Annotated in this window: 11 protein-coding genes; all 11 read left to right on the forward strand. The window is 70.3% G+C overall.

All coding sequences use genetic code 11. From position 1 onward, the window contains the following. Positions 1-393 (forward strand): type II secretion system protein GspG (locus HY049_17805; GenBank protein ID MBI3450754.1); only part of this gene is annotated, 393 nt, incomplete at its 5' end. Positions 394-553: 160 nt separating this feature from the next. Continuing rightward, positions 554-982: a prepilin-type N-terminal cleavage/methylation domain-containing protein gene (locus HY049_17810; GenBank protein MBI3450755.1), complete on the forward strand. Its 429-nt coding sequence runs from the start codon at positions 554-556 to the stop codon at positions 980-982. Positions 983-1,049: 67 nt separating this feature from the next. Continuing rightward, a complete protein-coding gene (locus HY049_17815) occupies positions 1,050-2,855 on the forward strand; it encodes an O-antigen ligase family protein (GenBank protein ID MBI3450756.1) in 1,806 nt (601 codons plus the stop codon). Continuing rightward, complete coding sequence (locus tag HY049_17820) at positions 2,852-5,167, forward strand: O-antigen ligase family protein (GenBank protein MBI3450757.1); 2,316 nt, start codon at positions 2,852-2,854, stop codon at positions 5,165-5,167. The genes HY049_17815 and HY049_17820 overlap by 4 nt, the downstream gene beginning before the upstream one ends. 154 nt (positions 5,168-5,321) lie before the next feature. Further along, the gene (locus HY049_17825) at positions 5,322-6,473 is read left to right on the forward strand and encodes a DegT/DnrJ/EryC1/StrS family aminotransferase (GenBank protein ID MBI3450758.1); all 1,152 of its coding nucleotides are present in this window, start codon (positions 5,322-5,324) and stop codon (positions 6,471-6,473) included. Next, positions 6,470-7,588, forward strand: a complete 1,119-nt coding sequence (locus HY049_17830; GenBank protein ID MBI3450759.1) for an SGNH/GDSL hydrolase family protein — start codon at positions 6,470-6,472, stop codon at positions 7,586-7,588. Before HY049_17825 ends, HY049_17830 begins: the two co-directional genes overlap by 4 nt. Beyond that, entirely contained in the window at positions 7,585-8,760 is a 1,176-nt protein-coding gene (locus HY049_17835) for a glycosyltransferase family 4 protein (GenBank protein ID MBI3450760.1), read from the forward strand. Before HY049_17830 ends, HY049_17835 begins: the two co-directional genes overlap by 4 nt. Continuing rightward, positions 8,757-9,074 carry an oligosaccharide flippase family protein gene (locus HY049_17840; protein ID MBI3450761.1) on the forward strand — a complete coding sequence of 106 codons (318 nt, stop codon included), beginning with the start codon at positions 8,757-8,759 and terminating at the stop codon, positions 9,072-9,074. The genes HY049_17835 and HY049_17840 overlap by 4 nt, the downstream gene beginning before the upstream one ends. Next, a complete protein-coding gene (locus HY049_17845) occupies positions 9,071-10,672 on the forward strand; it encodes a methyltransferase domain-containing protein (protein MBI3450762.1) in 1,602 nt (533 codons plus the stop codon). Before HY049_17840 ends, HY049_17845 begins: the two co-directional genes overlap by 4 nt. Positions 10,673-10,755: 83 nt before the next feature. Further along, a complete protein-coding gene (locus HY049_17850; GenBank protein ID MBI3450763.1) occupies positions 10,756-12,003 on the forward strand; it encodes a hypothetical protein in 1,248 nt (415 codons plus the stop codon). Positions 12,004-12,147: 144 nt separating this feature from the next. Further along, a partial coding sequence (locus tag HY049_17855) for a Fic family protein (GenBank protein ID MBI3450764.1) occupies positions 12,148-12,949 on the forward strand: 802 nt, incomplete at its 3' end.

Here is a 12,949-nt window from a genome sequence, read left to right on the forward strand (position 1 = left end):
ATCGCGATCCCGAACCTGCTGAACGCGATCGACCGCGGCAAGCAGAAGAGGACGATGTCGGACATGAGGTCGGTTGGCACCGCGGTCGAGTCGTACGCGGTGGACAACAACTTCTACCCGATCCAGAAGAGCATGGCGGCCGTCAACGGCGGCGCCGCCGGCATGAACGTCGAGCCGGTCTACATCAAGATTGCCCCCACGAAGGACGGCTGGGGCGGCACGCTCCTGTACGGCTCCGACGCGGCCGGCGCCGGCTCGGACTACACCATCGTGTCGTACGGCAAGGACAAGAAGCAGTCGACGACCTCGGCCGGCGCCACGAACGCCTTCGATTGCGACATCATCTACCAGAACGGCACCTTCACGGCGTACCCGGAAGGCGTCCAGACCTGATCCAATCCTTCACGGAGATCGGCGGCGCCCGCTGGGGCGCCGCCGGTCGCCGGATTTTCCCCGCGGCTCACGCGGGCGGAGCGCCCCGCCGGCATCGCCCCCTGGATCGTGCGGCCGGGTGGTTCGGAGACGTCGAGACCCACCTTCGAGGGCAGATGCGATGCAACGCGGCTTCACACTGATTGAGCTGCTGATCGTCGTCGCCATCATCGGCATCATCGCCGCCATCGCCATCCCCTCGCTCCAGACCGCCATGGACAAGGCCAAGCAGCGGGGCACGATGGCCGACATGCGCAGCATCGGCATGGCCGTCGGCGTCTACCAGATCGACGAGAGCATCTTCCCGGCGAACACCACCCCCGCGACGACGCTCGTCACGATCCTCCAGACGTACGTGAAGGCCGCGATGCCCTCGCGTGACCGATGGAACCACTTCTACGCCTATTCCTCCGACGGCTCCACCTGGTACTCGCTCGAGTCGTTCGGCAAGGACGGCATCGACGGCGTCGACATCTCGATTGCGACGAAGCTCAGGTTCGAGCAGGACCTGGTCTACGCCTCGGGACGCTTCTCCGCGTCACCCGAATAGCCGTCCCCGGCGGAATCGCCGCGACGCGTCGCGTCCCGTGGACACCGCGTGGTACCGTGACGCTCCGATGAGCAGCCCGCGGTTCTGGTGTCTCCTCCATGCGTGGCTCCTTCCGGCGATGATCCTCGGCGTCGGTCTCCTCCCTCCGCACGTCATCCCGGAGCTCGCGGCCCCCGTCGCGCTCGGCGCGCTGCTTCTGATCGTCGCCCTCCGCGGATCGGGGCGGATGCGCGCCCCGGGGCCGGGGGTCGCGTGGCCGCTCGCCGCCCTGGCCGTCGTGCTCGGGCTCAGCGTCGCCCTCTCGCTCCAGCCGCTGGCCTCGATCCGGGTGGTCGTGACGTGGCTCGGCGCCGCCGTGACGTTCGTCGCGGCGCGGAGCCTCGGGCCGGAGGCGGAGGCGAGACGAACCGCGCGCACGATCGTCCTCGCGGCGACGCTTCTCGCCGCCCTCGGGATCTACCAGTCGACGATCGCGTTCCCGGGCGCCGCCGCGATCGGCGGGGGACCTGCGGCGGAGGGCTCCCCGCCTTCGAGCGCGAAGCTCGCGGAGGCCCGCGGCGCCGAGTTCCGGCGCCTCGAGTCGGGGCGGGCGGTCGGCACGCTGGGGTTTCCCGCAGCGCTCGCGTCGATCCTCATCCTTTCGATGCCGCTCGCGTGCGCCGCCGCGCTCGGATCCCGCGGCGTCCCCCGCGTTCTCTGGATGCTCGCCGCCCTGTTCCAGGGGCTCGCGCTCCTGGCCACGCGCTCGATCGGCGGCGCCGGCGCGCTCGTGGCGGGGGCGGGGCTCGCCTCCGCAGCCTGGACGGAGATCCCGGCCCGCCGCCGCCGGGTGATCCTCCTGGTGGTCCTCGTGACGGCGGCGCTCGTGGCGGCGCCGCGCCTGCCGGGCTCCGGAGATCTCTCCGCGGGGCGGTCGGCCGCCCTGAGGCTCGAGAACTGGCGGGCTTGCGCCTCGATGATCGCTGCGCACCCGATGCTCGGCGTGGGCCCCGGCAATTTCGGGCTCGCCCTCCCGGCGCACCGAACATGGGCCAGCAACGAAACGCAGCACGTCCACAACTCCTTCCTCGAGGCCGTCTCGGACGCCGGGCTCCCGATCGCCCCGCTGCTCCTCTTGGCCCTCGCGGCGTTCGGGGGCTGGGTCCGGGCCGAGCCGGGTCGGACGGAGGGGGACGCGTCGGCGCGATGGCTCCACAGGGGGCTCGCCATCGGCTGCCTCGCGTGGCTGGCGCAGAACGCGGTCGATTTCACGGCGTACCTGGCGGCCACCTCCATCCCGTTCATGGGAGCCGCGGGGCTCCTGGCGGCTTCCGCGGAGCGGGCGCGGGAGGCCTCGGGGGGTCACCCGATCCCGGCGTCGCGCCGAGCGGGGTTCGCGACCGCGTCCGTCCTGCTCGCGCTGTCCCTGCTGGCGGTGATGATCGCGATCCCCGACGCCCTCGCGCGCCGCCACCTGGAGCGCGCGGTCGACGCGGCCGCGGCGCGCGACTTCGAGTCGGCGAGGATCGAGGCGGCGCGCAGCGTGGCCCTCGACCCGATGGATCCCGAGGCGCGCGTCGTCCTGTCGCAGTCCCTGATCGACGCGGTGCTCCACCGCCCCGCCGGGGATCCCGCGAGGGCGGAGCTCCTCGATCGGGCCGTGGTCGAGGCGGAGGAGGGGGTGCGGCTCGATCCGTCCACCGCGAACCGCCGTGCCGCGCTCGCGATGGCGCGCGCCGCCGTGGGGGATGCCGCCGGGGCCTTCGCGTCGATGGCGGCCGCCGCGCGTCTGAACGCCTTCAAGCCGGAGTACGCCGAGGAGCGCGATCGGATGCTCGGCATCCTCACGACCGGGATCGTGCCGGGGGAGCGCGGCCCGGGAGGATCGCCGTGAGCCTCGTCGAGGCGGGGCTCATCCTGCTCGTCGCGATCGTCCCGTGGGGCGAGGGGGGCGCGACCCCCGGCGCCCTGGCCGCGTCGCACACGGTCGTCTTCGTCGTCGCGGCCGCCGCGATCGTCGCCGGCTTCAGGAAGGGAACGACGCGCGTGCGGCTCCCGTGGCCCGTCATCGCCAGCCTGCCGCTCGCGGCGGTGTCGACGTTCTCGTTCCTGCGCGCCGGATACGTCTTCGGCTCGTTCGAGACATGGTGGGATCTGATCGTCGCGCTGATTCTCGCCCTCGCCCTCCTCGCGTCGCGGCCTTCGGCGCGCACGGGCGGGGCGATCTCGGCGATGGTCGTGGCCTCCGGCGTCGTGCAGTCGGTGCCGGCGGTCGCGACGCGCCTCCTCGGCGGCGTCGCCGTATCGCCGTCGTTCCTGAACCCCAACCACCTGGCGGCCTACCTGAACGTCGCGGCGCTCGTCGCCCTCGCGCGAGGGATCGGGCCGGGCGCGAATCAGACGACGACTGATCGCCGCGCGCGATGGTCGTGGCTCGCCGCGGGCGTCGTCTGCGTCGCGGGGTGCCTCGCCACGGGATCCCGCGGAGCGCTGATCGCCCTCGTCGCCACTCTCCTCCTCGCGGCCGAGGCGGCCCCCGGCCGTCTCCCGCTGCGCCGCGTCCTTCCGGTGGCTTCCATCGTCGCCGTGCTCGCGGTCCTCTCCGTCACCGTGCGCTTCGCCACGATCTTCGACCCGTACCGTTACGACCGGCCGCGCATCTGGGCGGCGGTGATCGACTCGTGGCGCGAGGCGCCGATCCTCGGACTCGGCCCCGGCATGTACGCGCACCTGGCGGCGCGGCACAACTTCCCTCAGGAGCAGGCGACCTTCCGGTTCGCGAAGGAGCCGCACTCGGCGCACTCGCAGCCGCTCCAGGTCCTCGCCGAGGAGGGGGTGGCCGGCCTCGCCGCGCTCGGGCTCCTCGTCGCGACGACCCTCGCCTGCCTGAGGCGGCAGGGCATGGAGCCCGGCGAGCGCGGGGTGGCGGGTCGCGCCGCGTACGCCCCGGCCCTCGCCGTCCTCCTTCAATCGGTCGTCGAGACCCCTTTCGGAGCCCCCGCGATCCCGTTCACCCTTCTCGCGCTCTCGTGGACGGCGCTCGCCCCGGCGGACGAAGGGTCCTCGGCGGCCGCATTTACCTTCCGCTGGCCTCGGCGGGACGACGGCGCGGCGGCCCGGATGGATCGCCTCAGGATCTCGACGTCGATCGGCGTCGTCGCCGTCGTGCTCTACGGCGTGACGGTGGCGGCGCCGTACGCGTCCTACGTCGCGGCGGAGTACGCGGCCGGGCCCGAGAGGGGGCCGCGGGCCATCGAGGCCGCGATGCGATTCTCGGCGACGGCCAACCCGCTCCAGCCCTTCGTCGCCTACGAGAGGGCCCGCGCCGCGATGGGACGGGCCCGGCAGATCTCACCGCCTCTTCTCGATCGCGCGCACGACGCCTTCTCGCGGGCGCAGGATCTCGCCCCCGGCGATCCGTCGGCCTTCGCCCTGATGGGGCGTCTGTACGCGCGCGCCGTAGGGGACTTCCCCGGCGCCGGCCCCGGCGCGGTCGAGGCGGCCGAGAGGCATTACGGCGAGGCGATCGGGCGCTCCCCGTACGATGCGAGGTTGCTCCTCGAGAGGGGGGGGTTCCGGCTGGCCACGGGGCGCGCGACCGCGGCGCTCGAGGATGCGTTGGCGGCCCTTCGCCTCGAGCCGCGGGCGCTCGCGGCCCGCCAGCTCGAACTCGAGGCGCTTCTCGAGTCGGGGAGAGGGGAGGAGGCGGCCGGCTCGCTCAGACGTCTGGACGAGGAGAGCGCGCGGCTCCGGGGGTACGAGCCCGAGAACGGTTACGAGGCGTCGCTGATCAGGATTGATCTCAGGGATCTGGAGCGGGCGCGCGCGATGATCGCGCCGTCACTCTTCCTCTTGCCCGGAGCTCCCGGTGTCTCCGGGGTCCACGCCCTCCGCGGAGGATCCGCCGTCCTGGGAGGCGGGCCTCTTGGTGGTGGGCATCATCATGACGGGGGCGGGTGGCTTCTTGGCGAGAATCTGATCGAAGAGGGAGGGCTTGGCCTTCGACTTGCGGGCCGATTTCCCCTTCCGGAAGCTGTGCCCGTGCATGCAGGTCTTGCAGACGACGGTCTGAATGGACTCCCCCGCGAGAGCCTGCACCGCATGATCGAGGTTCAGCTTGCAGCGCGGACAGTAGTCGTCGACGACGTCGCCGAGGCGCATGGGCCTCTCGTTCATAGGGGCACCCCCGAAAGACCCCCAATATAACGTGTTTTCCCCGCGGCGAGAAGTCGGTTCCCGGGGCGATATACTCGGCCCGCCGCGCCGGGAGGCGCCGGATTCTCGAGGAGAGGGCGTGACCGCGACACGAGGCGAGAACGGGAGGCTGGCGATCGAAGGGGGCCCGCCCGTGAGGCGCGAGATGCTCCTTTTCGGAGCCCCGGCGATCGGCGAGGAGGAGATCGAGGAGGTCGTCAGGACGCTTCGCTCGGGCTGGCTCGGGACGGGCCCCAGGGTGAAGCGGCTCGAGGACGACTTCCGGAAATACACGGGCGCGAAGCACGCCGTCGCGCTCAACTCCTGCACCGCCGGCATGCACCTCGCGCTCCTCGCGGCGGGGGTGGGCCCCGGCGACGAGGTCGTCGTCCCATCCCTCACCTTCGCCGCGACGGCCAACGTCGTCGTGCACGCCGGCGCGACCCCCGTCTTCGCCGACGTCGATCTCCGGACGATGAACCTCGACGTGTCGAAGCTGGAATCGCGCCTCACGCCGCGGACGAAGGCGATTCTCCCCGTGCACTTCGCGGGCCGTCCCTGCGACATGGAGCGCATCCTCGCCATCGCCCGCCCGCGCGGCATCCGGGTGATCGAGGACGCCGCCCACGCGATCGAGACGGTGGCGGCCGGGCGCAAGGTCGGATCGATCGGCGACGCCACCTGCTTCTCGTTCTACGTGACGAAGAACGTGATGACGGGCGAGGGGGGGATGGTCACCACCGACGACGACGCGTGGGCGGAGAAGCTGCGCATCTCGAGCCTCCATGGCCTCTCGCGCGACGCGTGGAAGCGATACTCGGGCTCGGGGTTCGCGCACTACGAGGTCCTGATGCCCGGCTTCAAGTACAACATGGCCGATCTCCAGGCGGCCCTCGGCATCCACCAGCTCGCGCGCGTTGCGGAAAACGCCGGGAAGAGGCGGCGGATCTGGCGCATCTACGACGAGGCCTTCGCAGGCCTTCCGGCCGAGCGGCCGGCCCCCGAGGAGGCCGGGTCGGTGCACGCCCGCCACCTCTACACGCTCCTCCTCGATCTCGATCGCCTTCGCGTCGATCGCGACGCCGTGATCGCGGCGCTGAAGGACGAGGGGATCGGCACGGGCGTCCACTTCATCGCGCTCCACCTCCACCCTTACTACCGCGATCGCTTCGACCTGCGCCCGTCCGATTTCCCGGCCTCCGCGGAGATCTCGCGCCGGACGATCTCGCTTCCTCTCTCCGCGAAGCTCACCCCCGCGGACGTCGACGACGTCGTCGCCGCGGTGCGCAAGGTCCTCACGGGCTACTCCGCCGGATGACGCCGTTCCGGCGCGCCGCCGCGAACCTGGCACTCGCCCTCGCGAGCACGTGCCTCTTCTTCGCGGCCCTCGAGACGGGCGCTCGGGTCTGGGATCGGATCCGCAACGGGACTCCCTTCTTCCTTCCCGATCCGGCGGCCTCACTCTACCAGCCGCACCCGTACCTCCCCCTCGTCCTGAAACCGGGGTCCGACTACCGCGACAACGACACCGCGGGGCACATCAACGCCCTGGGGCTGCGCGGCCCCGAGCGGTCGGCGGAGAAGCCTCCGGGGACCTACCGGGTCCTCTGCGTCGGCGGGTCGACGACCTTCGGCGCGGGGATCGTCGGCGACGAGAACACGTGGCCCGCGAGGCTCGAGGCGAAGCTGGCCGCCGCGCGCCCCGATTTGAGGGTCGAGGTCTGGAACGCCGGCGTCCCCGGGTACACGACGGCGGAGAACGTCATCTATCTCAGCCTGCGCCTCGTCGATTTCAGGCCGGACCTCGTCGTGTTCTACGAGGGGTACAACGATTTCAAGCCCAACCGGCACCCGGGGTTCCGATCCGACTACGCGCACTGGCGCGATCGCGAGGCCACCCCGCAGCGCTCCCCCCTCGATCGGCTCCGCTTCTACGTGAAGATGAAGGCGCTCGCCGACCGCCTGACCGCGGACCCCTCCGCGGAGGTCTCGGACGTCCGCTCCGGCGAGAAGCTGAAGCGCTTCGACACGGCCTCCGAGGAAGGGCTCGCGGCGTTCCGCCGGAACCTCGAGACGATGATCGCCGTCGCCCGCCGCGCGGGGGCCGACGTTGCGGTCGCGACCTACGCGCACCCGTGCACGGAGGCGAATCTCGCCGCGCGCCCCGACCTCTTCTCGTACCTCCCCGGATACCTTCCCAACCTGACTTTCCTCGGAGTCCTCGACGCGTTCGATCGCTACAACGACGCCGTGCGCTCGGTCGCGGCCTCGGACCACGCGCGCCTCGCGGACGCCGCGCGCGCGATCCCCGCCGACCCGGCCCTCTTCGTGGACCATGTCCACTTCAACGCGCGCGGGGCCGAGCAGTTCGCGCAGGTCGTCGTCGGGGCGATCCTCCCGGCCCTTCCCCCGGCCGCGGCCCGGGCGCCGTGAAGATCCTGTACGTGCTCGAGCGATCGGCGCGGGAGAGCGAGGTCTTCATCCGGCGCGAGATCGCCGAGGTGATGAGGCAGGGATCGCTCGTCGAGGCGGCCCACCGCGATGGCGCCGCGTACCGCGTCGAGCGGGCCGAGGTGATCATGTCGCTCCAACCGACGTCGTCGGGGGCGCGGGCCGGGATCGCGATGCCCCCCGCCGGGGTCGCGCGATCGATGGCCGCCGCCGCGGGGGCGGGAGGGCGGCGCGCCCTCGCGCACGCGCGCGGGAGGGGGCGGGCCCTGGGGAGCGGTTTCCGGCAGGCGGTCGCCCTCGCGCGCCACGCCAGACGGCTCGGCGCCGATCTCCTCCATGCGCACTTCGCCGCGCGCGCGTGCGAGGACGCGATGCTGGCGTCGTGGATCTCGGGGATCCCCTTCACGTTCACCGCGCACGGCTACGACGTGCACCTCGAGCCCCCGGCAGACTATCCCGAGCGCGCCGCGGCCGCGGCCGCCGTCGTGACCGTCTCCGCCGACAACGCGCGCGTCCTCGCCGAGAGGCACGGGATTCCGCGCGAGAGGATCCGCGTCGTCCACCTCGGGGTGGACGTGAACCGGTATCGCCCCCGGGGCGAGGCCGAGCCGCGGCTCCTCGTGAGCGTGATGCGCCTGCACCCCGACAAGGGGAGCGACCTCCTCCTCGACGCGGCCGAGGCCCTGGCCGCGCGCGCCGTCGACTTCCGCTGGGAGATCTACGGCGAGGGGGAGGATCGGGCGCGCATGGAGCCGCGCCTCGCCTCAGGGCTCGGCTCGAAGGTGAAGCTCATGGGATGGGCCGACGAGGCGACGCTGATGTCGGCCCTCGCGCGCGCCGCGCTCTTTGTGCTGCCGAGCCGGCACGAGTCGCTCGGCGTCGCGCTCCTCGAGGCGATGGCGTGCGGCGTGGCGGCGGTCGCGACCGAGGTGGGAGGTGTCCCCGAGGTGACCGATCGCGGGCGCTGCGCGCGCCTCGTCCCGGCAGGGGACCCGTCGGCCCTCGCGGACGGGATCGCGTCGCTCCTCGCCGATGCACCCGGGCGCGCCGCCCTGGGGCTCGCCGCGCGGGAGCGCGTCGTGTCGGCTTTCCGGCTCGACGAGAGCGTCCTGCGTCTCCGCAAGGTCTGGCACGAGGCGACGGGAAAACGGTGAGCGAGGCCGTCGCCAGGGCGAAGAACCAGGGGATCTGGCTGGCCCTCGGCCAGATCGTGACGCGCGGCGCGCAGTTCGCGTCGACGATCGTCCTCGCGCGCCTCCTGGTCCCCGAGTCGTTCGGGAAGGTCGCGATCGCTGCGGTCGTCTGGGAGGTCGTCGCCCTGTTCGGGAACACCGGGGTCGCCGTCGGCTTCCCGGAGGATCGACGCCTTCTCCTGGGAACGCTCGGGGAGAGATCGGCTTGGGCCCGCTGGGCGCAATTCCGGCGCGGCCTCGCCGCCACGATCCTGGGCCGGGAAGGAGGGGCGTGAGGCTTTCGGGCGCGCGCCGCGTCGTTCGGGATCTCCTCGCGCCCCGCGCCCCGGATCCGCCGGCCGGGTTCGAGGAGGCGTCGGCCCGCCTTCTCCATGCGCGCCACCTCGCCGCTTACGAGATCGCCCGTCCCCACGTCGGGGGGCGCGACGTCGTCGAGATCGGAACGCACCGCGGGTACGGCAGCCGCGTCCTCGCTCCCGGCGCGCGCTCGTTCACCGGCGTCGACCTCGCGTTCGATCACGCGCTCGCCGCGCGGAACGAGGGAGGCGTCCGATCGATCCAGGCCGACGGGCAGCGTCTTCCTCTGCGCGCCGCCGCCGCGGACGTGGTGGTGAGCTTCCAGGTCATCGAGCACGTCTGGAGCGTCCCGGCCTTCCTCCGCGAGATCCATCGGATCCTCCGTCCCTCGGGGATCCTCGTCGTCTCGACGCCCCACGCGCGGGGCCGGCTCCTTCCCCGGCAGATGCCCTGGAACGAAGAGCACCTCCGCGAGTACGAAGTCGGGAACTTCACCCGCGCCCTCGGGGCGATCTTCGACGCCGTCGACCCCTTCGGGCTCGTCGCGGATGAGGCCGTCGTGGCGATCGAGCAGACCCGCGTCGAGGTCGATCCATGGGCGCATTATTTCGCCGGACCCTGGGGCGGGCCGATGCGCCGTGTCGGGGGGGGCTTGAGACGGAATCTGCCGGGGAGGTCCAGCCCGACGCCGCCCGAGATCGAGGCGGTGAGGGGAGCGTCCGACGACGCGCTGGTGAAGCGGTACTCCCCGATTCATGAGGGTCTCGATCGCGCTCTCGATCTCTTCGCCATCTGCCGCAAGGCAGGGAGCGCAAGGTCCGGCGCCGTCGATCCCATCGACACGCCCCGCTACTGGAGCGAGCGCCTTCGGGAGCACCCGGGTCTCTCGGGAACCGGTTCGTCGCTCGCACCCCTCGCCTGGCAGCGCTGGCTGTACTGCGGGAAAGAGCGGGCGTATCTGCGACTCCTGAGGCGGGCCTCGCTCGACGTGCGGGGGGTGGACGTTCTCGACTTCGGGTGCGGCACCGGTTACTTCGAGGACGTCTGGGAGCGGCTCGGGGCCCGCTCCACGTCGGGGATCGACGTCGTCTTCGAGGCGATCGCGAGGCTTCGCGAGGCCCATCCCGACAGGCGATACCTGCGCGTGGACCTCTCGTCGGAGCCCGCCGACCTCGCCCTTTTCGGGCACCCCGATCTGATCACGGCCCTCGACGTGCTCTATCACATCGTCGATGACGACGCGCTCCTCGCCGTGCTGCGGAGGCTCGTCGAGCTTCTGCCTCCCGGCGGCCACGTCCTCTTCACCGACGCCCTGCGCGAGCAGGAGACCTCCCCCCACGTGCGCTTCCGCTCGCTCAATCAGTGGATGCAGATCCTGGCGGCCCTCGGCCTCACTCTCGCCGACAGCGAGCCCGTCTTCGCCATCAACAACCACTTCGGCGGCGCGGCGCTCCATCTTCCCGGTCCGGTCGGTGCGCTCCAGCACTTCCTAGATCCTGCGATCCTCCGCACGATGCCCTGCCTCGCCAACAACTGGGCGGTGCTGGCGCGGAAGGACATCTCGTGGACACGCTGAGAAACGGGATTCTGGGAGGGTCAAGGTCAGCACGCCGCAAACGCGGTAAGGGGTCGACTGTAACCGTTGAAACGGGGGTCCACGTGCGACGAACCAAGGCGGGTGAGTGGAACATGGACTCACTTCACAACGCTTTCGAGTCAGAGATTCGGTCGTTGTCCAGCGTTCCGAGGCTAGTCGAAGAGATCATCCTTCGAAAGGCTCGCGAGGCAGGAGTTCAGTTCACCGCGAAGCAGCGACGGCGACTGACAGGCACGCTCAAGAAACGGACGTCCGATTTCGACGGCCTCCTGACCCTGCCGGGCCCCGCGCTGAACATCAAGATTACGGACGAGGACGTCGGCAAGTGTGAGGAGCGTCTGAGGACAATACTCGATGGCGTACCTGCGGCATTCGAGACAATTTCAGATTCTCGGTCAACTGAGATCTTGCAAGCACTGGAGAAGAAATGGCGACGCGAGTCCAGGCGGCAGGATCGGGAGATGGCTGGTTTCCGCCGCCGGCTGCGGCGCACTTGGATCGTGCCGCTGAGTCTGCTGGAACTTCACGTCCATCTCGCCTATGAGATCGGAGACGGAATCAGCCGAGCAACTCGGAGTGCTGGCAGCTGTGCGAACCCCCACCTTGCGGAAGTGCTCGCGCGCCTCCACGCACGCGCCTGCCAGGTTGCATCGGAGGTCTGTGTGCTGTTGGGCCACGGATTCGCGGACGGGGCGATGGCCAGATGGCGTACGCTGCATGAAATGACGGTGACTGCGGTCTTCATTCTGAGCGCAGGCGATGGGATGGCCGAGCGCTACTTGGCTCATGGGCAGGTGGAAGCGTACAAGGCTGCGACGCAATACCAGGCTCACGCCAAGGCGCTTGGATGTGCGCCGCTCTCCGAAAATGAATTAGATCGAGTTCGTGAAGCGAGAGACGAGGTTATCGCAAGATTCGGAAAAGCCTTCGCGAGTGATTACGGTTGGGCTTCGGAGTCCTTGAGGAACTCGGAACCGAAATTCATCGACATCGAGCGAGCCGTGGGCGTCGACTGTCTCCGACCGTACTACAAGCTGGCGAGTCAGCAGGTACACGCTACCCCGAGAGGACTTCTCTTCAAGCTGGGGTTGCTGCGGGATGAAGCGTTGCTCGCGGGGCCAAGCAATCTCGGGCTCGCTGACCCTGGACAGCATACTGCGCTGTCATTGACTCAGATCACCGCGACACTCACTCCGCTACACGCAACTTTGGATTCGATCATCGCGGTGAAAGTCTTGACTCAGCTCTCGGCGAAGATCGAAACCTCGTTTGTCGACGTCGACAGGGCCATTCTTGAAGCCCTCAAATGATGCTCGTTGTTGGCGGGAAGGCCACCAGCGAACGCGGGTCATCGGCCGTGGCTAGACCTCCCGCCCCCGATCCGCTATTGTCGAATCTTGGCGATATCGAAAACAAGCCCCGTCCTTGTTTTCACCGCCGCAAACAGGGGAATGATGCCCACCAAGCCCAGCCCTCCGGGCCGCAAGATCCGCACCCCCGAAGGGTACGCCGCTTTCGTCCCGGCGCCCCTTCCCCCGGATCTGATCTGGACCCCGGCGCTGGTCAGCGCTCTCTCGACCGCCGACCGGTCCATCGGCCGGCTGGCCGGGGAGGGAGGAAGGCTACCGAACCCCCACCTATTAATACGCCCCTTCGTCCGGCGCGAGGCCGTTCTATCCAGCCGCATCGAAGGGACGCGGGCGACGCTGGGGGAGTTGCTCGCCGCCGAGGCGGGTGCCGTCTCGGACCGGAGTCCGGATGACCTCCGTGAAGTAGCCAACTACGTCGCCGCACTGGAGCGAGGGGTGAAACTCCTCCAGAAACTGCCACTCTCGCTCCGCCTTGTCCGCAACCTGCATGGGACGCTCATGCAGGGAGTGCGGGGCAACCAGGCCACGCCCGGCGAGTTCCGACGCTCTCAGAACTGGATCGGCGCGCCGGGGGCGGATGCCTCGCGCGCCACCTACGTGCCTCCGCCTCCCGACGAGATGATGACGTGTCTCGGCGCATGGGAGAAGTTCCTCCACGACCGGTCACTCCCTCCGCTGGTCCACGTCGCGCTGGCGCATTACCAGTTCGAGGCCATCCATCCGTTTCTCGACGGGAACGGTCGTGTCGGTCGGCTGATGATCACGCTCTTCCTCATCGAGCGATCGATCCTGCCGGCGCCGCTTCTCTACTTGAGCGCATTCTTCGAGGCGACGCGCCGTGACTACTACGACCACCTCCGTAGCGTGAGCGAGCGCGGTGCGTGGG

It is taken from the genome of Acidobacteriota bacterium, from assembly GCA_016195325.1.
Lineage (GTDB): Bacteria > Acidobacteriota > Polarisedimenticolia > JACPZX01 > JACPZX01 > JACPZX01.

Bases quoted from the DNA above. Each gene is read 5' to 3' on its own strand.
- HY049_17815 (MBI3450756.1), top strand. From the start codon at position 1,050: ATGAGCAGCCCGCGGTTCTGGTGTCTCCTCCATGCGTGGCTCCTTCCG.
- HY049_17825 (MBI3450758.1), top strand. From the start codon at position 5,322: ATGCTCCTTTTCGGAGCCCCGGCGATCGGCGAGGAGGAGATCGAGGAG.
- HY049_17830 (MBI3450759.1), top strand. From the start codon at position 6,470: ATGACGCCGTTCCGGCGCGCCGCCGCGAACCTGGCACTCGCCCTCGCG.
- HY049_17810 (MBI3450755.1), top strand. From the start codon at position 554: ATGCAACGCGGCTTCACACTGATTGAGCTGCTGATCGTCGTCGCCATC.